Raw genomic sequence first — 25158 nt, 5'->3', positions numbered from 1 at the left:
TCCAGACCGGTGTGGGTGTCGATGTCATGCGGGGGCGGTGGCGGGTGCGCCGGCCTCCGTGCTGACCTGGGGAGCGGGCGTCGGTACCGCCGGCAACAGGACCTCCGCCTCCTCCGCCCTCTGCTGCGGCAGCGACACCGGCCGCAACGGGCGCGGCCCTGACACCACCGTGTAGTCCTGCCCCAGGAACGGCGGCTCGACCACGCCCGGCTCCTCGCCCAGCGCCAACTGGACGGCCGCCCAAGGAGCGTTCACCCCGCAGAGCGACAGCTGGTGCAGCCCACCCGCGGGCCTCGTGTTGACGTCCAGCAGCACCGGACGGTCGCCGAACATGCGGAACTGGATGTTGGACAGGTAGTGCAGCCCGAAGCCCTCAGCGATCAGCCGGGCCGGCTGCAGCCACTGCTCGTGCAGCGTGAAGCCCCGGCGGCGGCCGTTCTTGGTGCGGCCCACGGCCATCCGGATCCGGTTGTCCGGACCGGTCAGGCAGTCGACGGACACCTCCGGCTGCTCCAGGCGCGGCATCACCAGCCAGTCCACGTCCTCCTCGGCCCGCTCCAGTGCTTCGACGACCAGATCCAGCTGGACGTGCGGGCCGGGGAAGCCGTTGAGGTGCATGAGGGAGAAGGGGGCGCGCGTGATCACGCGGAAACCGACCCCACCCGCGCCGACGGCCGGCTTGAAGCACGCCCTGTGCCCTGCCGCCTCCAACTCCTCGACCGCGGCGACGAGTTCGTCTGCCGTACGCACCCGCCACCACGGCGGTACCGGCACACCGACCGAGCGGACCGCCTCGTACGCGGTCGCCTTGTCCTCGAACACGGCCACCGCCTCGGGGGTCGGCGCCAGCAGCGCCGTGCCCACCGCCGCGAAATCGGCGCGGTGCGCCACGATCGCCGCCTGGTGCAGCCGGGGCACGAACACGTCGATGCCGCGCCGCGCGCACTGGTCGAGGGCGTACTCGACGTACGCCGCCGGGGACAGGCCCTCCGGCTCCAGGTCGGCGGTGTCGGCGGCGGCCAGCACGGGGGAGTCGGCGTCCCCGTGCGTGGCATGGATCTCGACCGCGCGGTCGCTGGGATTTCTCCGCAGCTGATCCATGAAGAACACGTTCTCCGCGTACGTGCGGTTGAGCCAGACGCGTACGCGAGAGAGCATGCAGGCCGCCTTTCAGGGTTTTCGGGCAGGGCTCAGCGGCCCGTGCCCGGGCAGGAGGGAGGAAGGGTCACCAAACGGCCCTGAGTGAAGGGGGATTAGGGCGCTGGCGTCGGGGCGATCATACGGCTTTCAAGAGCCCCGGCGTGCAACGCGGATGTTACGGATTTCCAGCGCCCGTCCAGCGGGACCCGACCGGCTCGGGATCCCCTTGTCCCCGGCCGGTGAAATGTGTTGTCGTGGTGCGGACAGGATGATCGGAAGGGGTGCGGGGTGGAGTCGACGGCCGGGGCCGGACAGCTGCTGGCCATCAGTGACCTGCACATCTCCTATCCGGAGAACCGCGCGCTCGTCGAGCGCATGCGGCCCGGGACGGACGACGACTGGCTGATCGTGGCCGGGGACATCGCGGAGACCGTCGAGGACATCCGCTGGACGCTCGCCACCCTCGCGGGCCGCTTCCGCAAGGTCCTGTGGGCGCCGGGCAACCACGACCTGTGGACCCATCCGAGGGACACCGTCACCCTGCGCGGCGTGGCCCGGTACGAGCATCTCGTCGCCCTCTGCCGCGAACTGGGCGTGACCACGCCCGAGGACCCGTACCCGGTCTGGCACGGTCCGGGCGGCCCGGTCGTCGTCGCCCCGCTGTTCCTGCTGTACGACTACTCCTTCCTGCCGGCCGGCTGCGCCACGAAGGAGGAGGGGCTGGCCTACGCGGAGAGCACCGGCATCGTCTGCAACGACGAGTACCTGCTCCACCCCGATCCCTATCCGACCCGCGAGGACTGGTGCCGGGCCCGCGTCGCCGAGACCGAGCGCAGGCTCGCCGAGCTGCCCGCGGCCCTGCCCACCGTCCTCGCCGGCCACTATCCGCTCGACCGGCACCCGATGGACGTGCTCTGGCACCCGGAGTTCGCCATGTGGTGCGGCACCGCCCTCACCGCCGACTGGCACCGCCGGTTCCGGGTCGAGACCATGGTCTACGGACACCTGCACATCCCGCGGACCACCTGGCACGAGGGTGTCCGCTTCGAAGAGGTGTCCGTGGGATACCCCCGTGAATGGCGCAAGCGCTCGGTACCCCCGGGGCAGCCGCGCCGCATCCTGCCGATGGAGGTCGAACCCGGTGATCGAGGAGCTGCTCCCGGAGTCGGTGGTGGCCGTGGAAGCGTTCGGTGACCACGAGGACCAGGAGAGCTCGCTGTACCCGGAGGAGCGCCGGCTCGTGGAACGGGCGGTGACCAAGCGCCGCCGGGAGTTCGCCGCCGTACGGGTCTGTGCCCGGCGTGCCATGGAGAAGCTCGGCGTGCCGCCGCAGCCCGTGCTGCCCGGCGAGCGCGGTGCGCCCCGCTGGCCGGCCGGGCTGCTCGGCAGCATGACCCACTGCGACGGATACCGGGCCGCCGCACTGGTCCGCGCCGCGGATCTGGCCTCCCTGGGGATCGACGCCGAGGTCCACGGACCACTGCCGGAGGGTGTGTTCGAGAGCATCGCCCTGCCCGCCGAGCAGGACCGCCACCGTCAGCTGTGCTCCGGCCGGCCCGGGGTGCACTGGGGCCGGGTGCTGTTCAGCGCCAAGGAGTCCGTCTACAAGGCGTGGTTCCCCCTCGCCCGCGCCTGGCTGGACTTCTCCGAGGCCGACATCGAGCTGGTCACCGAACCCGGACCCGGCACGCGCGGCCGCTTCCACGCGCGGCTCCTCGTCCCGGGGCCGGAGGTGGACGGCGTACGCCTGACCGGGTTCGACGGCCGCTGGCTGGTGTCGGACGGTCTCGTGCTGACGACGGTGACCGTCCCGCACCGCTGAACCGGACGGCCACCCGTCGCCCCGTTCACTCGGGTGGGCACCAGTGGCGCAGCAGCCTGAAGAACTCCTCCTCGTTGCCCGCGAGTCCCGCCCGGGCCAGGGCCCCGTCCGCCTCGGCGAGCACGGCGGGCGGCACCATGACGGGCCGGCCGCCGTCCACGGCGCCGTCGAAGGCGGCGCGGACGGTGTGCAGCAGCCTCAGATAGGCCTGTACGGCGGTGCGCTCACGGTCGGTCAGTACGGCGGTGGGCATCGGTCGGCTCTCCCCGGTTCGGCGTCACGGTCGCGCGCCCTGCGGCGCCGTGCACCGCAGTCGTACGGCGCACACCTCCAGCTTGCCGTCCACCACTGACAACGCCGTTCGGCTCTGCCTCGTTTCGCCCGCTCAGCCGAGGTGAAACGCCACCGGAATCCCCTGGATGCAGGGGTGGCCGGCCCGCCGCGACCGTTCCCGGGCGGTACGGCTGCGCACCGGGCCGGGGCCGGGCGAACGCGGTGCGGCGTGGGGTTCGCGGCGGGGTGCCGGGCGGGTCAGCCCTGTGGTCCCGGGTATCCGAGTGACGCCTCGATGCGGCCGGCCACGTCGTCCCGGCGGCCCGGGCCGCGCAGGGCCGAACCGGACAGCCAGGTGCGGCACTTGCTGGCGAGGAGGAGGCCGAAGGTCTCGGCTTCGAGCTCCTCCGACTGGTCGAAGCGGGTGCGGGCGGCGACGCGGTGGATCGTGGCCTGCAGCGCGGCCTGGTCGGTGTCGTCGCTCAGCAGCCGGGTCGCGACGCCGATTCCGGCATGGTCGAGGTGATGGCCGCAGTGGTCGGCCTGCATGTGCCACAGCTCGTGACCGAGGATGACCAACTGGTGTGCGGGCGCGGTGCGTTGCTCGACGACGACCAGGTCGCGATCGGCCATGTCCAGCCACAGCCCGCTGGCCGTACCGGGCGGGAAGGCGGCCGTACGGAAGTGGACGGGGCGGCCGCGGCGGCGGCTCATCGTGTCGCACAGCGCGCCGTACAGCTCGTGCGGCGGGGCCGGCGCGGGCAGGGTGAGGTCCCCGACCAGCTCGGCGCACAACCGGCGCATGTCCCTGCCGATGCCCACAGTCCTCCCCTGGTTCACGACTCGGGCCGCTTGACGCTCTCCAGCAGCATGTCCAGCCACTCCGCGACCTTGTCCCGGTGCTGGTCGGTGGGCAGTTGCGCCGCCCGCCAGGCGATCCCGCGCACCCCGTGGTCCTGCAGCAGCCGCTCCAGCGGATCGTCCGGTGCCTCGGCCGCGGCCCGCTCCCGGTCGGCGAGCTTCTGCAGCAGGTCCTGCTCGGTGCGCTGCAGCGCGCCCGCGAGGGCCTCGGGGTCCTCCGCGGTGAGGAAGCCGGCGTGCACCCGGAAGAACCGCTGCAAGGCGTCGCAGTGCTCCATGGTGGGCCGCCGGTCGCCGTTGATGAGCGCGCCGGCCTGCTGCCGGGACATGCCCGCGCCGTCGGCGATCTCCTGCTGGGTGTACTTGCGGCCGTTCGTCTTCAGCCGGGTGCGGCGCAGCAGGTCCAGGCGCTGAAGAAAGCGGGCCTGTACGTCCGGCTCGCCCGCCGGGCGGCCGCTGAGCAGGGCCTTGACCACCGGTTCCGGGACACCGCAGGCGACGGAGAGCCGCCCGACGTCGAAGACCTCGGCGTGGGGCACGCCGAGCCGGTCGGCGAGTGCGGTGACGCGGGCGACGACGGCCGGCAGCTGAGCGGTCTCCGTGGCGCCCGGATCCTCGTGGCCATCCGTCACCGACAGAACTCCTACGTCTCTCGAGGGCTTGAGGTACGTCGCTTCTCACAAGCGGTTGTCGTGAACTTCCCGGAGAGTAGCGGGTGCGTCGAACTCGCAGCCAGGTCTCGCCACAACTGTGGCGAATTTCAGCCGTCAACCGACATGAAATGCCACGATAGTTGACATGGCTCTCGTCGGAGCAGCAGGATCGCTTCGCCGCGTGAAGGCCGCAGAGGCAAGAGGGGTGACCTCCCGATGGCACATCAGGCAGGAGGGCAGTGGCCGGCGCCGCCGCCCGTCCCCGAGGGCTTCGAGGTCCAGGCGTACCTACAGGACTACGCCACGCTTCTGGAGGCTGTTCCGCTCCCGTCCCTGGTCGTCGACCACCGCTGGAACGTGGTGCTGGCCAACGGCGCGTTCGAGACACTCTTTCGGGGCGTGCGCCCTCATCCGACGGCCATGCCCGGGGGCAACTTCCTGCGGTTCGTCCTGTTCCACCCCGACGCCGCCGAGATCCTCGGCGATCACGAGGCGGGCTGGTGCCTGCCGATGCTGGCCCACTTCAAGACCGCCGTCGAGCGCCACGGCCACGACCACGAACTCCAGGCGGTGCGCCGGGACATCGCCCAGGACCCGATCATGGAGGCCGCCTACCGGCAGGGTCTGCCGCACTGGATCCGTGCCGTCGGCGAGGCCGGGACACAGCTCGACGGTGCCGTACGCCTGCTCGTCCACCCCGATCCGCGGCGAGGCCCGACCGAGTGCCGGATCGTCGAGGAGACGCCCCGGACGCTCCAGGAGATCGGCTGCGCCCGCCTGACCATGGTCCTGCGTGACGCCCGCCGCCCGGCCGCGGCATCGCGCCGGCCGCGCCGGGCGCGCGGTGCGGGCACCCATCTGGTGGTCGTTCCCGACCCCGAGGACTGACCCGGCTCCGTCGGCGTTCAGGTCGCCGACGGGGCCGGGCCGGAATCCCCCTCCGCCCGACGGCACTCCATGTCCGCCCTGTGACATCCCATGCATCGTCAACGCAAACGGCTTGCGTAACTTGCGCTACTCTTGCGCGCATGACGCGACGACTTGCGGAAGTGGCGAAGAAGGTCGGGGTCAGCGAGGCCACGGTCAGCCGGGTGCTCAACGGCAAGCCCGGCGTCTCCGAAGCCACCCGGCAGGCGGTGCTGACGGCCCTCGACGTCCTCGGCTACGAGCGCCCCACCCAGCTGCGCGGCGAACGCGCCCGTCTCGTCGGCCTGGTCCTGCCGGAGCTGCAGAACCCCATCTTCCCGGCGTTCGCGGAGGTCATCGGAGGTGCCCTCGCGCAGCTGGGGCTCACTCCGGTGCTGTGCACACAGACCAAGGGCGGGGTCTCGGAGGCGGACTACGTGGAGCTGCTGCTGCAGCAGCAGGTATCCGGCGTCGTCTTCGCCGGCGGTCTGTACGCGCAGGCCGACGCCCCGCACGACCACTACCGGCTGCTCGCCGACCGCAACATCCCGGTCGTGCTGGTCAACGCGGCCATCGAGCACCTCGGCTTCCCGGGTGTGTCCTGCGACGACGCCGTCGCCGTCGAGCAGGCCTGGCGGCATCTGGCCTCCCTCGGGCACGAGCGGATCGGTCTCGTGCTCGGGCCCGGGGACCATGTGCCGTCGGCGCGGAAGCTGGCGGCGGCGCGGGCGTTCGCGGGTGACCTGCCGGACGCCTTCGTCGCCCGGGCCATGTTCTCCGTCGAGGGCGGCCACGCGGCGGCCTCCCGGCTGATCGACCAGGGCGTCACGGGCATCGTCTGTGCGAGCGACCCGCTCGCGCTCGGTGCGATCAGGGCGGCCCGCCGCAAGGGGCTCGACGTCCCGTCCCAGGTCTCCGTGGTCGGTTACGACGACTCGGCGTTCATGAACTGCACCGAACCCCCGCTGACCACCGTCCGCCAGCCCATCGAGGCCATGGGCCGGGCGGCGGTCGAGTTGCTGAACGCGCAGATCGGCGGGACGGCCGTACCGGCGGAGGAGCTGCTGTTCGAACCGGAACTGGTGGTCCGCGGGTCGACCGCGCAGGTGCGTCGTTCCTGACATCCACCCGTCTGTCGAATAATTTCAAATTCTGCGCGACATCTTGCGGTCCGATGTCGTCGGTGCTTGAGTGTGCGGCGCCCACCGCTCCTGCCTTGAGGGGTCCACCGATGAGAAGCACCGGGTTCCGCCGTACCCTCGCCGCGATCGGCGTCTGTTCCTCCCTCGCTCTCGCCGCGTCCGCCTGCGGGTCGGGCGACGACGGCGCGGCGGGCGGCAGGACCCGCATCACGGTCAACTGCGAGCCGCCCAAGAGCGCCAAGGTCGACCGGCGGTTCTTCGAGCAGGACATCGCCTCGTTCGAGAAGCAGAACCCGGACATCGAGGTCGTCGCACACGACGCCTTCCCCTGCCAGGACCCGAAGACGTTCGACGCCAAGCTCGCCGGCGGCCAGATGGAGGACGTCTTCTACACGTACTTCACCGACGCCGGCCACGTCGTCGACATCGACCAGGCCGCCGACCTCACGCCGTACCTCAAGGAACTCAGGAGCTACGACACCATCCAGAGGCAGCTGCGGGACATCTACACCGTGGACGGCAAGGTCTACGGCATACCCCGTACCGGCTACAGCATGGGGCTGATCTACAACCGCAAGCTCTTCGAGAAGGCCGGACTCGACCCCGACAAGCCCCCGGCGACCTGGGACGAGGTCCGCGCCGACGCCAGGAGGATCGCCGCCCTCGGCGACGGCACCGTCGGATACGCCGACTACAGCGCACAGAACCAGGGCGGCTGGCACTTCACCGCCGAGCTGTACTCGCAGGGCGGCGACGTCGTCGGCGCCGACGGCAAGAAGGCCACCGTCGACACCCCCGAGGGCCACGCCGTCCTGCAGAACCTGCATGACATGCGGTGGACGGACGACTCGATGGGCAGCAAGCAGCTCCTCGTCATCAACGACGTGCAGCAGATGATGGGTTCGGGCAAGCTCGGCATGTACCTCAGCGCCCCCGACAACATCCCGATCCTGGTCAAGGAGAAGGGCGGCGACTACAAGGACCTCGCCCTCGCCCCCATGCCCGGCGGCAAGGGCACCCTCATCGGCGGCGACGGCTACATGTTCAACAAGAAGGACACACCCGCCCAGATCCGCGCCGGCCTGAAGTGGCTCGACCACATGTTCCTCACCCCGGGATCCGGCTTCCTCGGCGACTACGCCCGCGCCAAGAAGAACGACGCACCCGTCGGCCTGCCCGAGCCACGCCTGTTCACCGGCGCCGCCGACGCCAAGGACCAGCAGGTCAAGAAGGCCAACGCCAACGTCCCGGTGGAGAACTACCAGGCCTTCCTCGACGGCAACCAGCAGCTGCGGATGAAGATCGAGCCGCCGGACGCCCAGCAGATCTACTCCGTCCTCGACGGCGTCGTCTCCGCCGTCCTCACCAAGAAGGACGCGGACGTCGACCACCTGCTCAAGGACGCGTCCGGCAAGATCGACAGCATTCTGGCCCGGAGCTGACCGCCATGACGAAGACGGCCGAGCGGCGCCCGGTCGAGGAGCCCGCCGTCCAGCCGGTGCAGGCGCCGTCCCCGGCAGGGGGCCGGGGGCGGCGCCGCCTCGCCGACCAGGCCCGCGCCTATGCCTTCCTGCTCGGCGGCCTGATCTGCTTCGCGCTGTTCTCCTGGTACCCGGCGATCCGCGCGGTCGTCATCGCCTTCCAGACGTACACGCCCGGCTCCTCGCCCGAGTGGGCCGGTACCGCCAACTTCACCCGCGTCTGGCACGACCCCGAGTTCACGGCGGCCTGGCGCAACACCCTCACCTTCACGCTGCTGGCCCTGCTGATCGGCTTCGCCGTCCCCTTCGTCCTCGCCCTCGTCCTCAACGAGCTGCGGCACGCGAAGGCCTTCTTCCGGGTCGTGGTCTACCTGCCGGTGATGATCCCGCCGGTGGTCAGCGCCCTGCTGTGGAAGTGGTTCTACGACCCCGGAGCCGGCCTCGCCAACGAGACGCTGCGCTTCCTGCACCTGCCCACCTCGAACTGGACCAACGGCACCGACACCGCGCTGATCTCCCTGGTGATCGTGGCCACCTGGGCCAACATGGGCGGCACCGTCCTCATCTACCTGGCCGCCCTGCAGTCCATCCCGGGCGAGCTGTACGAGGCCGCCGAACTCGACGGCGCGAACCTGCTCCAGCGCATCCGGCACGTGACGGTCCCGCAGACCCGGTTCGTCATCCTGATGCTGATGCTCCTGCAGATCATCGCCACCATGCAGGTGTTCACCGAGCCGTTCGTCATCACGGGCGGCGGACCGGAGAACGCCACGGTCACCGTCCTCTACCTCATCTACAAGTACGCCTTCCTCTACAACGACTTCGGCGGCGCATGCGCGCTCAGCGTGATGCTCCTCGTGCTGCTCGGCGCCTTCTCCGCCGGCTATCTGCGGCTCACCCGAACCGAGGGGGACGCATGAGCACCCGGACCCTGATCTCCCCGGCCACGCTCGCCCGCCCCCGCGGCAGGGCCGTCTACTGGACCGTGTTCACCGGCGTCGTCCTGCTCTTCGCGCTCGCCTTCCTCTTCCCGGTCTACTGGATGGTGACCGGTGCGGCGAAGTCCCCTGACGAGGTGGCCCGGACCCCGCCGACGCTGATCCCGCAGCACTGGCACACCGCCGGCTACACCGACGCCTGGGACCTGATGCAGCTGCCGCAGCACCTGTGGAACACGGTGGTGCAGGCGGCCGGCGCCTGGGCCTGCCAGCTGGTGTTCTGCACGGCCGCCGCCTACGCCCTGTCCAAGCTGCGGCCCGCCTTCGGCAAGGTGATCCTCGGCGGCATCCTCGCCACCCTCATGGTCCCGGCCCAGGCACTGGTCGTACCCAAGTACCTGACCGTCGCCGACCTCCCGCTGATCCACACCAGCCTGCTCGACGACCCCCTCGCCATCTGGCTGCCGGCCGTCGCCAACGCCTTCAACCTCTATCTGCTGAAGCGGTTCTTCGACCAGCTGCCGCGCGATGTCCTGGAGGCCGCCGAGATCGACGGCGCGGGGAAGCTGCGGATCCTGTGGTCGGTCGTGCTGCCCATGTCCCGGCCGGTCCTCGGCGTGGTGTCGATCTTCGCGCTGGTCGCGGTCTGGCAGGACTTCCTGTGGCCGCTGATGGTCTTCTCCGACACCGACAAGCAGCCGATCAGCGTGGCCCTCGTCCAGCTGTCGCAGAACATCCAGCTCACCGTGCTCATCGCCGCGATGGTGATCGCGGGTGTCCCGATGGTGGCGCTGTTCCTCGTCTTCCAGAGGCACATCATCGCCGGGATCAGCGCGGGCAGCACCAAGGGCTGAGACAGCGGCCCCGTCTACAGAAAGGCAAGCCCAGTGGGACAGCCCACCCATGCCACGACGGACCACGGCTGGTGGCGCTCGGCCGTCATCTACCAGGTGTACGTCCGCAGCTTCGCGGACGGCGACGGCGACGGCACCGGAGACCTCGCCGGGGTCCGCGCGAGACTGCCGTACCTGGCCGAACTCGGCGTCGACGCACTGTGGTTCAACCCCTGGTACCTGTCACCCATGAAGGACGGCGGCTACGACGTCGCCGACTACCGGGCGATCGACCCGGCCTTCGGCACCCTCGCCGAGGCCGAGAAGCTCATCTCCGAGGCACGCGAGCTGGGCCTCCGTACCATCGTCGACATCGTGCCCAACCACGTCTCCGACCAGCACCCCTGGTTCCGGGCCGCCCTCGCCGCAGGGCCCGGCAGCCCCGAGCGCGAGCTGTTCCACTTCCGGCCCGGACGCGGCCCGCACGGCGAACTCCCGCCCAACGACTGGCCTTCGCAGTTCGCCGGCTCCACCGAACCCGTCTGGACCCGGCTGCCCGACGGCGACTGGTATCTGCACCTGTTCACTCCCGAGCAGCCCGACCTCAACTGGGCCCACCCGGCGGTCCGCCAGGAGCACGAGGACATCCTGCGCTTCTGGTTCGAGCGCGGAGTGGCCGGCGTGCGCATCGACTCGGCGGCCCTGCCGGCCAAGGACCCGGACCTGCCCGACCTCGCCGCGCACCCCGAGCCGCACCCCTTCGTCGACCGCGACGAACTCCACGACATCTACCGTTCCTGGCGGGCCGTGGCCGACGTCTACGGCGGTGTGTTCGTCGGCGAGGTCTGGCTCCCCGACCCCGAACGCTTCGCCCGCTACCTGCGCCCCGACGAACTCCACACCGCCTTCAACTTCGCCTTCCTGTCCTGCCCCTGGGACGCCGAGCGGCTGCGCGCCGCCATCGACAGCACCCTCGTCGAACATGCCCCGGTCGGCGCCCCGGCCACCTGGGTGCTGTGCAACCACGACGTGACGCGCACGGTCACCCGCTACGGCCGAGAGGACACCGCCTTCGACTTCGCCACCAAGGCCTTCGGCACCCCGACGGACCTGGCGCTCGGCACCCGCCGGGCCCGGGCCGCGGCACTGCTGTCGCTGGCGCTGCCCGGGGCGGTGTACCTGTACCAGGGGGAGGAGCTGGGCCTGCCGGAGGCCGAGATCCCGGTCGGCCGCATCCAGGATCCGATGTACTTCCGGTCGCACGGGGCCGACCCGGGCCGCGACGGCTGCCGGGTGCCGCTGCCCTGGACGGCCGACGCGCCGTACGCGGGATTCGGTTCACGCGAGGAGCCGTGGCTGCCGCAACCGGCAGACTGGCCGTCGTACGCGGTCGACCGTCAGCAGCGGAACGCGTCCTCCATGCTGACCCTCTACCGCGAGGCCCTCGCCACCCGGCCGGTCTTCGGCGACGGACCCCTGACCTGGCTGCCCGCCCCCGAAGGCGTGCTCGCCTTCTCCCGCGCGAAGGGCGTGACGTGCGTCGTGAACCTCGCCGCCGCACCCGCCGAACTGCCCGCGCACTGCGAACTCCTGCTCGGCAGCGGCCCGCTGGACGACCGGGGCCGGCTCCCGCAGGACACGGCGGCCTGGCTGCGCGCCTGAGCCGCCCCCGGCACCCCTTGCTGTCCCACGCACCCCCACCACGAAGGGATGAGCACATGCACAGGAGTACCGCCGGACATGTCAGGCGCATGCCAGCCATCGGGGCGGTCGTCGCCCTGGCCGTCGGCATGCTCGTCGCCGTGGCCCCCGCCGCCCGAGCGGCTTCGGGCGCCACGCTCCCCTTCACCTCCGTCGAGGCCGAGTCGGCGAGCACCACCGGTACGAAGATCGGCCCCGACTACACGCAGGGCACCCTAGCCTCGGAGGCCTCCGGACGGCAGGCCGTACGGCTCACCTCCGGGCAGCGGGTGGAGTTCACCGTGCCGCGTGCGTCCAACGCCGTGAACGTCGCCTACAGCGTCCCGGACGGGCAGTCCGGTTCGCTCGACGTGTACGTCAACGGCACCAGGATCGCCAGGACGCTCCCGGTGACGTCGAAGTACTCCTACATCGACACCGGCTGGATCCCGGGCGCGAAGACCCACCACTTCTTCGACGACGCCCGGCTGCTGCTGGGGCAGAACGTCCAGGCGGGCGACAGGATCGCCTTCGAGTCGACCGGTACCCAGGTCACCGTGGACGTCGCCGACTTCGAGCAGGTCGCGGCCGCCGCCGCCCAGCCCGCAGGTTCGGTGTCCGTCGTGTCCAAGGGCGCCGACCCCAGCGGCAACGGCGACTCCACCCAGGCCTTCCGGGACGCCATCGCGGCGGCCCAGGGCGGGGTGGTGTGGATCCCGCCGGGCGACTACCGGATCACCTCCTCGCTGGGCGGGGTCCAGAACGTGACCCTGCAGGGTGCGGGCAGCTGGTACTCGGTCGTGCACACCTCCCGGTTCATCGACCAGTCCAGCTCCTCCGGAGGCGTGCACATCAAGGACTTCGCGGTGATCGGCGAGGTCACCGAGCGCGTCGACTCCAGCCCGGACAACTTCGTCAACGGCACTCTGGGACCGGGCAGTTCGGTCTCCGGCATGTGGATCCAGCACATGAAGGTCGGCCTCTGGCTGATGGGCAACAATGACAACCTGGTCGTCGAGAACAACCGCATCCTCGACACCACCGCCGACGGCCTCAACCTCAACGGCACCGCCAAGGGCGTCCGCGTCAGCAACAACTTCCTGCGCAACCAGGGCGACGACGCGCTCGCCATGTGGTCGCTGTACTCCCCGGACACGAACTCCAGCTTCGAGAACAACACGGTCTCGCAGCCCAACCTGGCCAACGGCATCGCGATCTACGGCGGCACCGACATCGCGGTGAAGAACAACCTGATCTCCGACACCAACGCCCTCGGCAGCGGCATCGCGATCTCCAACCAGAAGTTCCTCGACCCCTTCCACCCCCTGTCCGGCACCATCACCGTCGACGGCAACACCCTCGTCCGCGCCGGCGCCATGAACCCCAACTGGAACCATCCGATGGGCGCCCTGCGCGTCGACTCCTACGACAGCGCGATCAACGCCACGGTCGACATCACCAACACGACGATCACCGACAGTCCCTACAGCGCCTTCGAGTTCGTCTCCGGCGGCGGGCAGGGCTACCCGGTCCGGAACGTCAACGTGACCGGAGCGACCGTGCGGAACACGGGCACGGTCGTCGTCCAGGCCGAGGCGCAGGGCGCGGCCGCCTTCCGCAACGTCACCGCCACCCAGGTCGGCGCCGCAGGCATCTACAACTGCCCCTACCCGGCGAACTCCGGCTCCTTCGCACTCACCGACGGCGGCGGCAACTCCGGCTGGTCCAGCACCTGGCCCGACTGCTCCACCTGGCCCCAGCCGGGTCAGGGCAACCCCGACCCGGACCCGAACCGCAACCTCGCCAAGGGCCGCCCGGCCACCGCGACCGGCTCCCAGGACGTCTACACCCCGGGCAAGGCGGTCGACGCAGACGCCAACAGCTATTGGGAGTCCACCAACAACGCCTTCCCGCAGTCCTGGACGGTCGACCTCGGCTCCTCCTACGCGGTCCGCCGGCTGGTGCTGAAGCTGCCCCCGTCCCCGGCCTGGGGCGCCCGCACCCAGACCATCACGGTGCTCGGCAGCACCGACGGCTCGAACTACTCCACCGTGGCCGGCTCCCAGGGCTACCGCTTCGACCCGGCCACCGGCAACACGGCCACCGTCACCCTGCCCGGCGGCACCAGCCTGCGCTACCTGCGCCTGAGCGTCAGCGCCAACACGGGCTGGCCGGCCGGGCAGTTCAGCGAGGTGGAGGCCTACCTCACGCCCTGACCCGGCCCGAGCATCACAGCTCCGCCACCAGGTGAGCGCCCCGGCACCGGACCACACAGACCGTCATCGTGTCGCCCGCGGCCCGCTCCTCCGCCGCGAGGACCGGGTCCCGGCGGTCCGGGGCGCCGTCCGGAACGTCCGCCACGCGGACCGGTCCGCCGGGTCTCCCCGGGCTCGCGCTCAAGGGGCTTGCCCGCACCAGTCGTTGACATGCCCCTGCCTTATGGCTAGCTTCGCGAGGAGTTCCCCTGCGTCCCCGGGCGTCCGCAGCCCCAGGGCGCCATCGAAGCGCTCGCACTCCAGGCACCTCATCTCCACGGTTGGACAACGTTGTCAGACCTCGGTGATCCGGATCCGGACGTCCCGGCAAGCTCGCTCTCACCCGGGGTTGCTCTCTCGGCACGGAGACAACGTTGTCGGCCCTCGCTGCCGAGTAGAGGAGAAAACCCCGTGATGACACCACTGGCGAGACCGAGAAACGCGGCGATGGGTCTCCTCGCCGCTGCGACGCTGGCCGCGGCCGGGCTGTGCACCCCTGCGTGGGCGGCCGGGAAGGCTGCGCTCGTCACCGCGCCGGCGACTCTGGTCAACCCGTTCATCGGCACGTCGAACCAGGCCGACGACTTTCCGGGGGCCGACGTCCCGTTCGGCATGGTGCAGTGGAGCCCGGACACCCCGTCGCGTCCCGACGGCGGGGGCTACGAGTACAACGACTCGTCGATCACCGGTTTCAGTCTGACCCACATCGCCGGACCCGGCTGTGGCGCGGCCGGTGACATACCGGTGCTGCCCACGGTGGGGGCCGTGAACACCGGTGCGACGGACGCGTTCTCGCACGGCAACGAGTCGGCTTCCGCGGGGTCGTACAAGGTCGCGCTGAACAACCAGGTGACCACCGAGCTGACCACCACGACGCGCAGCGGTATGGCGCGCTTCACCTTTCCCTCGACCAGTCAGGCCAACCTTGTCTTCAAGTTGACGGCAAGTCAGAACGGTGCCACCTCGACGCAGTTCACCAAGGTGTCGAGCACCGAGGTGAGCGGGCAGGTGACCAGTGGCCGCTTCTGCGGCGCCGCGAACACGTACACCGTCTACTTCGACATGGTCTTCGACAAGCCGTTCGTCTCGCAGGGCAGTTCGGCCGCCAAGGCGTCCGCGCCTCCCACGGCGCCGGCCGAGGCGTCGAAGAACGCCGCCGAGAGACCGAACAAGCCGGTGCTGCACGGCAAGAACCCCAGCGCTTCGGACTCGAAGTCCACGAAGTCCGCCAAGGGCGGCGCTGCCCCGGATGCCGCCGCCTCGAACGGCTACGTCACCTTCAACACCACCGCCGACCCGGTCGTGCAGGCCAAGGTCGGCATCTCCTACGTGTCGGTGGCGGGCGCGGTCGCCAACCGCACCGCGGAGAACACCGGCTGGGACTTCGACGCGACCCGCACCGCGGCGCAGAACGCGTGGAACAGCACGCTCGGCAAGGTGCAGATCGCCGGCGGGACGGCCGCGCAGCAGCAGACCTTCTACACCGCGCTCTACCATTCGCTGCTGCACCCGAACATGATCAGCGACACCAACGGCCAGTACTACGGCTTCGACGGGAAGACGCACACCGTGGACGCCGGCCACAGCGCCGTGTACGCGAACTACTCCGGCTGGGACATCTACCGTTCGCAGGCCCAGCTCGAAGCCCTGGTCGCTCCTCGGGTCGCCTCCGACACCGCACAGTCGATGGTCGACGACTACGCGCAGACCGGGATCTTCCCCAAGTGGTCGGAGAACAACGGCGAGTCGTACGTCATGGTCGGCGACCCGGCGGACGCCATCCTCGCCGACTACTACGCCTTCGGCGCCCGGGACTTCGATGCCACGACCGCCCTGGCCGACATGGTCAAGCAGGCGAGCAGGGCCAACAACGACCGGCCCGGCCTCGGCTACCTGAACTCGCCGGGATACATGCCCCACGACGGCAGCTACGGCTGCTGCAACTTCTACGGCCCGGTCGCGACCACCCTGGAGTACGACACCGCCGACTTCGCGCTCTCCGCGATGGCCGGGGCACTCGGCGACACCGCGAACCAGAAGACGTACGCCAACCGCGCACAGGACTGGCGCAACGTGCTCAACCCAGCCTCCGGTTTCGTCGAACCCCGTAACGTCAGCGGCTCGTGGACCGGTGGCTTCGATCCCACCAGCGGAACGGACATGGTCGAGGCCGACTCGTGGATCTACACCGGAATGGTCCCGTTCGACATCGGCGGCCTGGCGCACGCCAAGGGCGGCAACACCGCGATGAACCATTACCTGGACACCGTGCTGCGCAGCTACACCGGCGCCAACGGCTACGCATGGGTCGGCAACGAACCGAGCATCGAACTGCCGTGGGAGTACGACTACACGGGGCAGCCCTACAAGACGCAGGGCACGGTGCGGGCGATCCAGGACCAGATCTGGTCGAACACCCCGGGCGGCCTGGCCGACGGCAACGACGACCTCGGCGCGATGAGTGCCTGGTACGTCTGGTCGGCGCTCGGCATGTTCCCCGAGACACCCGGAACCTCCGATCTCGCCCTGGGATCACCGCTGTTCACGCAGGCCGTCATCACCCTTCCCTCCGGCAGGACGCTGACCGTCAACGGCAGCGGAGCCGCCGACAACGCCCCCTATGTCCAGTCCGCCGTGTGGAACGGCACGGCGTGGAACAACGCCTACGCTCCCACCACGGCGATCACGGCCGGCGGCACGCTGGACTTCACGCTGGGCACCAGCGCCAACACGTCGTGGGCGACCGCGGCCACCGCGGCCCCGCCCTCGTACGCGGGGGACACCACGGCGCCGGCTTCGCCGCGGATCGGTCCGCTCACCTCCGCGGTGGCCGCCAGCCTGTGCGCGGACGACGCGTCCTCGGGCACCTCCGACGGCACCCACGTCCAGATCTGGGGCTGCAACAACACGTACGCCCAGGACTGGATCGTCGCCGGTGACGGAACGGTCCGGACCCTCGGCAAATGCCTGGACGCCGCGCACAGCGGAACCACGAACGGCACGCTGATCCAACTGTGGACCTGCAACGGAACCGGCGCCCAGCAGTGGACCGCCGGAGCCAACGGGTCCCTGGTCAACCCCGAGTCGCAGCTGTGCCTGGACGACCCCGGCTCGTCGACCACGAACGGCACCCAGCTCCAGCTGTACACCTGCAACGGTACGGCGGCCCAGAACTGGAAGCTGCCGAGCTGAGGCGTCGGCGGGCAGTCGGCAGTCCCGCCCGGTGTCCTGGCGGCAGGCAGCCCTCCAAGTGACCGGTCAGGGACGTCGGGGGAGCCTGGAGAGGGCGGTGCGGGCCAGAGCCAGTGTCCGGGAGCGTTCGGGTGCTGCCGGGCTGCCCGCATCGCTGAGTACGAGCAGGGTCCTGCCCGCGGCCACCAGGACCAGGGTCTCCTGGACGGTGAACGTCCCGGTGGTCGCGGTGACCGTGGCGTGCCACGACGCGTCGCCGATGCCTGCCGAGCCGTGCGGCTCCACCTGCTCCGTACCCGTGGAGCCGTCGCTCCAGCCGATGGAGAACTCGGGGCAGCCCGACAGCGTGCGCGCGGCCTGCTCCAGGTCCTGCCGTGCCCCGGATCCCGGCAGCCGGCGCAGTACCTGCTGGAGGAAGGGGCCGCTCTGGCTCATGGCGAAGTCGACCCTGGCCTCGACGGCGTCGGGGTGGGAAACGCGTGCAGATTCAAGGGAGTTGATCGAGTTGAGGCATACGGGACGGTCGGAGCGCGTCGGGGGATCTTCTCGCGGGACGGTCTTCACATAGCCGGCCGGCAACTGGGCCGTGGTGAGCAGGGCCGCGGCCAGGTCCTCGGTGCCGGGGGAGGCGGACGGCGCGGGTGCCTGAGTCGGCACCACGGAGTCCGACCGTCGGCCTGGGCTGTCGCAGCCACTGAGGGCCGTACCGGCCAGCAGCGCCGCCAGGACCGGCAGGGCGGCGAGCCGTCGGTGCCCGAGGGCGGACATCGCAACGGTCCTCGGGCTCACGGGTACCTCCTCGGAGGGCGGGTGGATCGTCGGGCGTGGCCGGTCAGCGGCCGTAGCGGAAGTACAGGTCGCAGCGCAGGACGGAGGCGACCGGCGCATGGCTGTCCACGGGGCCCGACGGGGCGCGCCGAAGGACGGCCGAGGCGGCCCGCAGCACGGGGTCGTCGAGGCCGCCGAGCAACTGGGCCATGTCGGCGCGGCGTCGGGGCTCGGTCCAGACGGCGGTGCCGCCCAGGGACAGGGCACGGCAGACGAGGGCGGTGTCCGACCGCAGGGCGTCCGTCCGCTCCGCCTTCGGAGGCAGCAGGGGGAGTTGGTCCAGGGGGACGGTACGGTCACCGCTGCCGGAGGCCGGTGAGGCAGTCGGGTCCGGCGAGTTCACCGAGTCCGTCGGGGTTGCGGCCGTCCCCGGGGTTGCGGACACCCCCGGGGTTGCGGATGCCTCGGAGCCGCCGGAGACATGTGTGGCCGGAGCCCGGTTCGGCTCGCTGCCGAAAGCCGCCCAACCGGTCCCGGCCGTGACCAGGACCGTGGCGGCCGCCCACAGGACCAGGGGGCGGGGCTGCCTGGCGCCGCGCGTCCCCGCGAGCCGCGCCCCGCGAGCCGCGGCTGCCGGCACCAGCGCGCCGGCGACGGCCGTCAGTACCCCGGCCACCCACCAGGGCGTGTCGATCACCGCCCACCGGATGCCGGGAGCGGCGCGGGCCGCCGTCAGCCGGGCGAACAGGAACCAACTGCCCAGTGGCACGGCCAGCAGGAGCCCGGACAGTCCTACGGCGGCCGCGCAGGCGTGTGCGGAACGGGGACCGTCCACCGTGGCCCCCAGTGCTCTGGCGAGGGAGGTGCTCCAGAGGGCGAACAGCGCTCCGCCGACGACGAGCGCCACCCCCAGGGCCAGCGCCTGCACGCGCGGTACCTGGGTCAGGGACAGCGCGGTCGCCAGTCCGTCCGCCGTGCCCGTGTCCCGTACCCAGTCACCGGCCGCCCGCCCGGCGAGCTGGCTGCCGAGGAGCACACCGAGTCCGAGCGCGGCCCCGGCCGGTGCCGCGCGCCGGCCGGACGCGTCCCGGTGTCCCACGGCGACGGCCCGCCACCACGCCACGGTCACCACGCCGGCGACGACCCAGCCCGTCAGCAATCCGCCGATCATGTAGGCGAGTTGGGTGTGATCCGGCATCAGAGCGGCGACCAGCAGGGTGAGGTCGGTGAACACCAGGCCGGCGGCGAGCCCTGTGGTGAGGCATTCCAGGGACGACAGCCCCCAGGACCGCGCCGGATCGGCGAGCACGGCGAGGCGGGCCGCCGGGGTGGGATGTGTGGCCAGGCCCAGGGACCGTACGAGCCGCTCGGTGCGGCGCGGCGCGAGGGCCGAGCCGATGTGGGCTGCCGTCGCGTCCGGTGGCGCGCCTGGATCCGCCGCCGCGGCGAGGTCGGCGTCATGCTCCCGCACACGCAGCACGGCGCACAGGGTGAGCAGCACGACGACCAGGACGATCGCCATCCGGACCAGCAGGCCGGCGCCCAGCAGCCCGGGGTCGCGCGCCAGTGCGACCACCATCGGCAGGGTGACGCCGAGGAGCAGGAGCCACCCGGCCGCCGTGGCCAGCCGTACCCGGCCCACGTCCCGCAGCCGCAGATGGGCCAGTTCATGCCGGAAGATCGCGTCCACGCTCCGGTCGGACAGGCTGAGGACGTAGGAGTCGGCCACGATCCGGGGCCGGCGGACGGTGCCCGAGGCACGCGCCCGGATCCCGACGCCCCGGCCGCGCACCCACAGCACCGGCCGCGGACCCCCTCCTTCGGGTACCACGGCGGCCAGGCGCCGGGCGAGCGCCGAGGACAGGTCCGGCACGGCCCGCCACCGCCACAGGCTCAGCCGCCGCCCGGCGGCTCGGCAGAGCACGGCGAGGGCCAGCAGGGCGAGCGGCCCGCACAGCACCACCGCCGACTGCGCCAGCCGTACGTCGTTCACGCAGCCGGTGAAGCGGGCGAGTATCTCGTCGGGCGCGGCGTCGGTGCCGGGCAGGCAGGCGAGTTGGGCCCCGGGCCAGTTGTCCCGGCCCAGGACCAGCCACCACCAGGTGGCGAACGAGGCACCGGCGCCCGCGACGAGGACCAGCAGGGCCAGCCGGGTGGTGGTCGGCAGCGGCAGGGGGCTGGACACGAGCGCGCGGGCTACGTCCGGCCGCTCGGCGGTGGCCGTGGCGGTGGCGGTGGGGGAGTGGGAGGGGCGGGGCGGGCCTTGGGGGTCCGGCGCGGTGCTCACGACAGCGACGCGTTCGCGGCCGCCGATGCGGCACCGGCGTTCGGCGTGCCACTGGTCTCCGGCGTGCCACCGGTCTCCGGCGCGTCACCGGTCTCCGACGGGAGTCCTGCCCCCGCGTCGTCGCCCGCCCCGGCGGTCGCAGCCCTCGGGTCCGGAGCGCCAGGGCGAACAGACTCCGGTTCTGCCGGGTGCCCGGGGGCCGTCGGAGCAGCCGGTGCAACCGGCGTGGTCGGCGCAACCACTGCATCCGGCACGGACCGTGCCCCCGAGTTCCCGCGCACCACGGCCACCACGATGACCTCCGCGCAGCTCTCGCCCTCGGCCGCGGACATTCCGGCAGCCCGGCTGACGGCCAGGGTCCAGTCGGCGAGTTCCTGCCGGGCCACCCCGGAGAGTTCCGGGACGGCCGAGGTCAGCGCGGCCCGTCTGCCCTCGGTTTCGGTCCCGCGGCGACGTCGCCACCAGCGCTTGAGCCGGGTGCCGCCCGCCTGTATGCGCCCGGAGGCGAGGTCGGCGAGGACCTGCGAGACCACCGACACCAGAACCGGCAGCAGCACCGCCGACTCGAAGCCGATGCCCAGCGGGTCCCCGGCCGGCCGGTGCAGGCGCTGCGGGGGATGGGGCCGGGCCAGGTAGGCCCGGCAGGTCTCGTCCAGCTTGTCCAGTTCGGCCGGAGCGACGCGGCGGACCACGTCGCGCAGGACGTCCTGGCCCGTGCGGTGGTGCATGGGTTCCTCCCGTGAGAACGGACGGATGGGCGGGCGGTGCGCGTGTGCGGACGGGCGGTCCGCCTCGGCCACTGCGGGTTCAGCGTTGGCTGCGGCGACGCCGCAGGGCCACGCCGACGGTGACGACGACGGCGAACACGAGGCCTGCCACGCCGGCGGCCACGACAGCCGCGGCGGTTGCGCCGCCCGCGCTCCCGTCCTCCGCGGTTCCGTCGGACAGGGCCGACGGGGCGGGGGTGGTGGCGGACGGAGGAGGCGAAGAAGGTGCCGGGGACGGGCTGCCGGCCGGTGTCGTCGCCTCGCGCACCGGACTCTCCTGTGCGAGGCCCGCCGAGGCCGAGGCCGTGTCCGGCGTCGGTGTCGGTGCCGGGGACGTCGCCTGCTCGACCACCGAGTACGATGCCTTGCCGTCCATCAGGGGCGCCGGGTCGACCGAGGTCGTGGGCTGGATCAGGCCCTGCGTGACGAACTGGAGCGTGGAGGGCGCCGGCACTCCGGAGGCCAGGGAGACGCGCAGCGGGATGCGGGCCGAGTCGCCCGCCGGCAGCGATCCCACGGAGGGCAGTCCGGCGTCCGTGCTGAGGTAGCCGCTCAGCGCGGTGTCCCCGGAAGTCAACTCCACCGGCCGCCACACGGACGGGCCGGCGTCGAACCATTCCACGGTGACCTGATCGGGAGTCAGCCGCTCGGCGGGCGGTGCGAGCCGGATGCCGACGGCGACGACGAAGCTGTCCGTGATGTCGCTGTCCAGCGTGTTGTGGAACGTGGCATCCACGGTCAGCGGGTCGCCACCGGGCGCCATCTCCCCGGAGTCCTGGCTCAGTTCGGCATAGGGCGCGGTCGGGTCCGCGGCGTGCGCAGGCGCCGCGGACAGGTACAGCGGCAGGAGTAACGCGACGCAGCTCAAGGGGCTTGTGCACAAGAATCCACGGCGCACGAGAACCAGCTCCCCCCGACGCGCCCCCCAGCGCGCTTCCTGGCGTGATGCAGGAAAGTTTAAGGGATAATGTGCGTTAAAGAGCCGTCAATTCACATTCGGTCAATAAAGAACAGAAGTGAATTCCTGTGTCCCGTGTGGTCTCAGGACCCGCCCGCGTCGACGACGACGTCGTACGAAGGCGTGGACAGGGAGTGCAACGGAGAGTCGAGTTTCTCCGTGCGGAGGATGTACGTGCCCGGAGCCAGGTCCGAGATCTCCTGGTAGCGGCCGGTGAAGTCGGGGTCCGTTCCGGTCCAGTACCCGGAGCCGAGACTGTTCTTGAGGACCCATCCGTTCGGCTGGACGATCGCCGGGTACACCGGGCCGAGCGCGTCCTGGGTGAGAGCGAAGGACGCCCCCGCGTGGGCGTTCGCGCCCGGTGTGCCGGACAGGGTGAACGAGAAGTAGCGGACGTTGAACGGTGCGCCAGACGTCAGCGGGGCACAGTCCCGGGCCGTCACGAGGTCGTCCACGACACCGAGTTGGAGCGGGTCGGTGAAGGTGCCACTGCCCGCGAGGCTGCCGCAGTCCCGGCTCCCGCCTGCCGTCGACCGGTCGTCGTCCTCCGTCGTGTCGCTGCCGCTCCAGCTGTCCGGAGCGTCGGAGGTGGCGCTCTCCTCGGCGGTTGTCTCCTCGGCCGGTTCCTGCGTGGTGGGGGTCGGATCCGGGGAGGAGCTGCCGATGTCCGCTGTCTCCGGGGCCGTGTCGGAGGCCGGCGCGGAGACGTCCGCCGACGGGGACCCCTCCGTGCTCGCCCTGTCGTGTGACGAGCCGCTGCCGCAGCCGCTCGCGAGCAGTAATGCCCCGAGTGTGAGCGCGCACTTTCTGATCATGGATTTCCGCCCCCTCCCGCACCGCCGAGAGCGGCTCGGCTGACGTCATGTGCGCGGGATATTACATCTCTTCACCCTTTCGATCCTCCGATATGAGGACTTCTCCGAACCGGGGGGCAAAGGGCGCAGTCGCCCCAACCCCCTCCGTACCGACGACTTTCACATCGCCGCCATCAGACCCTTCCCTGACGTTTGCTGCTCTTGGAACACTCGCTGCGCGCAGATTCCGTCATCTAGCGGCAACTACGTACGTCAGGACGAGAGGACCCTCACTCATGACCGAAGTCAATCGGCGGCGCTTCCTCCAGCTCGCGGGCGCCACAACGGCGTTCACCGCGCTGTCCAGCAGCATCCAGCGTGCGGCCGCACTGCCCGCGCACCATCGCACGGGTTCGGTCGAGGACGTCGAGCACATCGTCGTCCTGATGCAGGAGAACCGTTCGTTCGACCACTACTTCGGCTCGCTCCGGGGCGTGCGGGGCTTCGGCGACCCGCGTCCGGTGACGCAGAACGGCAAGTCCGTCTGGAAGCAGTCCGACGGCACGAAGGACATCCTCCCGTTCCACCCGGACGCCGACGACCTGGGCCTGGCCTTCATCCAGGACCTCCCGCACGGGTGGAACGACGGTCACGCGGCCTTCAACGGCGGCAAGTACGACAAGTGGGTGCCCGCCAAGTCGTCCACGACGATGGCGTACCTGACGCGCGAGGACATCCCCTTCCACTACGCGCTCGCCGACGCCTTCACCATCTGCGACGCCTACCACTGCTCCTTCATAGGCTCGACCGACCCCAACCGCTACTACATGTGGACGGGTTGCACGGGCAACGACGGCAAGGGCGGCGGTCCGGTCCTCGGCAACGACGAGAAGGGCTACGGCTGGACGACGTACCCCGAGCGCCTGGAGCAGGCCGGCGTCTCCTGGAAGATCTACCAGGACGTCGGCGACGGCCTGGACGCGAACGGCTCCTGGGGCTGGATCAACGACGCCTACCGCGGCAACTACGGCGACAACTCCCTCCTCTACTTCAACCAGTACCGGAACGCCGAGCCCGGCGACCCGCTGTACGACAAGGCCCGCACCGGCACCGACGCGCGCCAGGGCGAGGGCTTCTTCGAGCGGCTCAAGGCGGACGTCAAGGCGGACAGGCTGCCCCAGGTCTCCTGGATCGTCGCCCCCGAGGCCTTCACCGAGCACCCCAACTGGCCCGCCAACTACGGTGCCTGGTACGTCGCCCAGGTCCTGGACGCACTCACCTCCAACCCCGAGGTGTGGGGCAGGACCGCGCTGTTCATCACCTACGACGAGAACGACGGCTTCTTCGACCACGTGATCCCGCCCTTCCCGCCGGCCTCAGCCGCCCAGGGCCTGTCGACCGTCGACCCCTCGCTCGACCTGTACAAGGGCGACATCGGCCACCCCGCCGGCCCCTACGGGCTCGGCCAGCGGGTGCCGATGCTGGTGGTCTCGCCCTGGAGCAAGGGCGGTTACGTCTGCTCCGAGACCTTCGACCACACCTCGGTCATCCGGTTCATCGAGCGTCGCTTCGGTGTCCAGGAGCCGAACATCTCGCCCTGGCGCCGTGCGGTCTGCGGCGACCTGACCGCTGCCTTCGACTTCTCCCGCAAGGACACCAAGCCGGTCACGCTGCCGTCCACGGCGGGCTACCAGCCGCCGGACCACGACAGGCACCCCGACTACGTGCCCGTCCCGCCCGCCAACCCCGCCCTGCCCAAGCAGGAGCGCGGCTGCCGGCCCACCCGCCCGCTCAAGTACGCCCCCGTCGTGGACGGTTCCGCGGACACGTCGGCCGGGAAGTTCACGCTCTCCTTCGCCTCCGGCGCACACGCGGGCGCCGCGTTCCTGGTCACCTCGAACAACCGCACCGACGGTCCCTGGCCCTACACCACCGAGGCCGGCAAGACCCTCTCGGACACCTGGAACTCGGTCTACTCCGGGGGCTCGTACGACCTCGCCGTGCACGGCCCGAACGGCTTCGTGCGCCAGTTCAAGGGCCGCAACAAGGTCGCCGGACCCGAGGTCACGGCCCGCTACGCCGGCGACGACATCGAGCTGACCTTCACCAACAAGGGCACCGGCACGGTGAAGCTGAAGCTGGTGAACCGCTACGGCGGCAGCCCGGTCGCCGTCACCGTGCGGCCCGGAGCCACCGTGAGGCACACCGTCGCCCTCACGGCGAGCAAGCGGTGGTACGACCTCACGGTCACCGCGGACAGCGACCCGGCCTTCCTGCGCGCCTTCGCCGGCCACGTGGAGAACGGGCACGCCGGCGTCAGCGACCCGGCCATCATCACCGTGTGAACGGCGTGAACTGGCGATGAACAGCGCTCCGTGCGGGCTGGTCAGGTACCGGTCACATCAGGG

General features: G+C 71.0%; 21 protein-coding genes. 11 read left to right on the top strand and 10 right to left on the bottom strand.

Going from position 1 to position 25158, the window contains the following annotated elements; all coding sequences use genetic code 11:
* Positions 1 to 24: 24 nt before the first annotated feature.
* A complete protein-coding gene (locus FB157_RS09285; RefSeq protein WP_145877791.1) occupies positions 25 to 1158 on the bottom strand; it encodes an ATP-grasp domain-containing protein in 1134 nt (377 codons plus the stop codon).
* A 270-nt stretch (positions 1159 to 1428) separates the two neighbouring features.
* On the opposite strand from FB157_RS09285, the gene FB157_RS09280 reads away from it, so the two are divergent.
* Positions 1429 to 2334: a metallophosphoesterase gene (locus FB157_RS09280; protein WP_145877790.1), complete on the top strand. Its 906-nt coding sequence runs from the start codon at positions 1429 to 1431 to the stop codon at positions 2332 to 2334.
* Complete coding sequence (locus FB157_RS09275; RefSeq protein ID WP_145877788.1) at positions 2282 to 2962, top strand: 4'-phosphopantetheinyl transferase; 681 nt, start codon at positions 2282 to 2284, stop codon at positions 2960 to 2962. Before FB157_RS09280 ends, FB157_RS09275 begins: the two co-directional genes overlap by 53 nt.
* Before the next feature lie 25 nt (positions 2963 to 2987).
* On the opposite strand, the gene FB157_RS09270 is transcribed toward FB157_RS09275, so the two are convergent.
* The 3 genes from FB157_RS09270 to FB157_RS09260 all read right to left on the bottom strand — a co-directional run bounded on the left by FB157_RS09270 (position 2988) and on the right by FB157_RS09260 (position 4728).
* On the bottom strand, positions 2988 to 3215 hold the full coding sequence (locus FB157_RS09270) for a hypothetical protein (protein WP_145877786.1): 228 nt from the start codon (positions 3213 to 3215) through the stop codon (positions 2988 to 2990).
* A gap of 278 nt (positions 3216 to 3493) precedes the next feature.
* Entirely contained in the window at positions 3494 to 4039 is a 546-nt protein-coding gene (locus FB157_RS09265; protein ID WP_145877944.1) for a toxin-antitoxin system, toxin component, read from the bottom strand.
* Between the two features lie 32 nt (positions 4040 to 4071).
* Positions 4072 to 4728 carry a helix-turn-helix transcriptional regulator gene (locus FB157_RS09260; protein WP_145877785.1) on the bottom strand — a complete coding sequence of 219 codons (657 nt, stop codon included), beginning with the start codon at positions 4726 to 4728 and terminating at the stop codon, positions 4072 to 4074.
* Between the two features lie 237 nt (positions 4729 to 4965).
* Between FB157_RS09260 and FB157_RS09255 the strand changes: the two genes are divergently transcribed.
* The 7 genes from FB157_RS09255 to FB157_RS09225 all read left to right on the top strand — a co-directional run bounded on the left by FB157_RS09255 (position 4966) and on the right by FB157_RS09225 (position 13945).
* On the top strand, positions 4966 to 5637 hold the full coding sequence (locus FB157_RS09255; RefSeq protein ID WP_145877783.1) for a hypothetical protein: 672 nt from the start codon (positions 4966 to 4968) through the stop codon (positions 5635 to 5637).
* Positions 5638 to 5777: 140 nt separating this feature from the next.
* Complete coding sequence (locus FB157_RS09250; RefSeq protein WP_186581420.1) at positions 5778 to 6776, top strand: LacI family DNA-binding transcriptional regulator; 999 nt, start codon at positions 5778 to 5780, stop codon at positions 6774 to 6776.
* 110 nt (positions 6777 to 6886) lie between these two features.
* On the top strand, positions 6887 to 8239 hold the full coding sequence (locus FB157_RS09245) for an ABC transporter substrate-binding protein (protein WP_145877781.1): 1353 nt from the start codon (positions 6887 to 6889) through the stop codon (positions 8237 to 8239).
* Positions 8240 to 8244: 5 nt separating this feature from the next.
* A complete protein-coding gene (locus FB157_RS09240) occupies positions 8245 to 9198 on the top strand; it encodes a carbohydrate ABC transporter permease (RefSeq protein WP_145877780.1) in 954 nt (317 codons plus the stop codon).
* Entirely contained in the window at positions 9195 to 10070 is an 876-nt protein-coding gene (locus FB157_RS09235) for a carbohydrate ABC transporter permease (protein WP_145877778.1), read from the top strand. The genes FB157_RS09240 and FB157_RS09235 overlap by 4 nt, the downstream gene beginning before the upstream one ends.
* A 33-nt stretch (positions 10071 to 10103) precedes the next feature.
* Positions 10104 to 11711: a glycoside hydrolase family 13 protein gene (locus FB157_RS09230; protein WP_145877776.1), complete on the top strand. Its 1608-nt coding sequence runs from the start codon at positions 10104 to 10106 to the stop codon at positions 11709 to 11711.
* 56 nt (positions 11712 to 11767) lie between these two features.
* Positions 11768 to 13945, top strand: a complete 2178-nt coding sequence (locus tag FB157_RS09225; RefSeq protein ID WP_145877773.1) for a discoidin domain-containing protein — start codon at positions 11768 to 11770, stop codon at positions 13943 to 13945.
* Positions 13946 to 13958: 13 nt separating this feature from the next.
* Here FB157_RS09225 and FB157_RS48265 read toward each other — a convergent pair whose 3' ends face one another.
* Complete coding sequence (locus FB157_RS48265) at positions 13959 to 14090, bottom strand: hypothetical protein (RefSeq protein ID WP_385169457.1); 132 nt, start codon at positions 14088 to 14090, stop codon at positions 13959 to 13961.
* A 308-nt stretch (positions 14091 to 14398) separates the two neighbouring features.
* Between FB157_RS48265 and FB157_RS09220 the strand changes: the two genes are divergently transcribed.
* Complete coding sequence (locus FB157_RS09220; RefSeq protein WP_261386217.1) at positions 14399 to 17176, top strand: lectin; 2778 nt, start codon at positions 14399 to 14401, stop codon at positions 17174 to 17176.
* 66 nt (positions 17177 to 17242) lie between these two features.
* Here the strand turns inward: FB157_RS09220 and FB157_RS09215 are convergent, their stop codons facing one another.
* The 5 genes from FB157_RS09215 to FB157_RS47195 form a co-directional block, all read right to left on the bottom strand.
* A complete protein-coding gene (locus tag FB157_RS09215) occupies positions 17243 to 17965 on the bottom strand; it encodes a hypothetical protein (protein WP_145877772.1) in 723 nt (240 codons plus the stop codon).
* Positions 17966 to 18008: 43 nt separating this feature from the next.
* Positions 18009 to 20231, bottom strand: coding sequence for a M48 family metalloprotease (locus FB157_RS09210; RefSeq protein WP_145877770.1), 2223 nt, complete (start codon positions 20229 to 20231; stop codon positions 18009 to 18011).
* On the bottom strand, positions 20228 to 20959 hold the full coding sequence (locus tag FB157_RS09205) for a hypothetical protein (protein WP_145877768.1): 732 nt from the start codon (positions 20957 to 20959) through the stop codon (positions 20228 to 20230). Before FB157_RS09205 ends, FB157_RS09210 begins: the two co-directional genes overlap by 4 nt.
* A 79-nt stretch (positions 20960 to 21038) precedes the next feature.
* Complete coding sequence (locus FB157_RS09200) at positions 21039 to 21866, bottom strand: hypothetical protein (protein WP_145877766.1); 828 nt, start codon at positions 21864 to 21866, stop codon at positions 21039 to 21041.
* Positions 21867 to 22039: 173 nt separating this feature from the next.
* Positions 22040 to 22771: a hypothetical protein gene (locus FB157_RS47195; RefSeq protein WP_186581419.1), complete on the bottom strand. Its 732-nt coding sequence runs from the start codon at positions 22769 to 22771 to the stop codon at positions 22040 to 22042.
* 275 nt (positions 22772 to 23046) lie between these two features.
* Between FB157_RS47195 and FB157_RS09190 the strand changes: the two genes are divergently transcribed.
* Complete coding sequence (locus FB157_RS09190) at positions 23047 to 25095, top strand: phosphocholine-specific phospholipase C (protein WP_145877764.1); 2049 nt, start codon at positions 23047 to 23049, stop codon at positions 25093 to 25095.
* The last annotated feature ends 63 nt before the right edge of the window (positions 25096 to 25158 follow it).

Source organism: Streptomyces sp. BK340 (genome assembly GCF_007827595.1).
Classification (GTDB): domain Bacteria; phylum Actinomycetota; class Actinomycetes; order Streptomycetales; family Streptomycetaceae; genus Streptomyces.
This window is presented reverse-complemented; position numbering and strand designations above follow the sequence as displayed.

What these genes read in the sequence shown, in the direction of transcription:
- FB157_RS09270 (WP_145877786.1), bottom strand. Translation starts at nt 3,215, where the DNA reads ATGCCCACCGCCGTACTGACCGACCGTGAGCGCACCGCCGTACAGGCC.
- FB157_RS09205 (WP_145877768.1), bottom strand. Translation starts at nt 20,959, where the DNA reads ATGCACCACCGCACGGGCCAGGACGTCCTGCGCGACGTGGTCCGCCGC.
- FB157_RS09255 (WP_145877783.1), top strand. Translation starts at nt 4,966, where the DNA reads ATGGCACATCAGGCAGGAGGGCAGTGGCCGGCGCCGCCGCCCGTCCCC.
- FB157_RS09190 (WP_145877764.1), top strand. Translation starts at nt 23,047, where the DNA reads ATGACCGAAGTCAATCGGCGGCGCTTCCTCCAGCTCGCGGGCGCCACA.
- FB157_RS09225 (WP_145877773.1), top strand. Translation starts at nt 11,768, where the DNA reads ATGCACAGGAGTACCGCCGGACATGTCAGGCGCATGCCAGCCATCGGG.
- FB157_RS47195 (WP_186581419.1), bottom strand. Translation starts at nt 22,771, where the DNA reads ATGATCAGAAAGTGCGCGCTCACACTCGGGGCATTACTGCTCGCGAGC.
- FB157_RS09285 (WP_145877791.1), bottom strand. Translation starts at nt 1,158, where the DNA reads ATGCTCTCTCGCGTACGCGTCTGGCTCAACCGCACGTACGCGGAGAAC.
- FB157_RS09235 (WP_145877778.1), top strand. Translation starts at nt 9,195, where the DNA reads ATGAGCACCCGGACCCTGATCTCCCCGGCCACGCTCGCCCGCCCCCGC.
- FB157_RS09265 (WP_145877944.1), bottom strand. Translation starts at nt 4,039, where the DNA reads ATGCGCCGGTTGTGCGCCGAGCTGGTCGGGGACCTCACCCTGCCCGCG.
- FB157_RS09220 (WP_261386217.1), top strand. Translation starts at nt 14,399, where the DNA reads ATGACACCACTGGCGAGACCGAGAAACGCGGCGATGGGTCTCCTCGCC.
- FB157_RS09240 (WP_145877780.1), top strand. Translation starts at nt 8,245, where the DNA reads ATGACGAAGACGGCCGAGCGGCGCCCGGTCGAGGAGCCCGCCGTCCAG.
- FB157_RS09250 (WP_186581420.1), top strand. Translation starts at nt 5,778, where the DNA reads ATGACGCGACGACTTGCGGAAGTGGCGAAGAAGGTCGGGGTCAGCGAG.
- FB157_RS09245 (WP_145877781.1), top strand. Translation starts at nt 6,887, where the DNA reads ATGAGAAGCACCGGGTTCCGCCGTACCCTCGCCGCGATCGGCGTCTGT.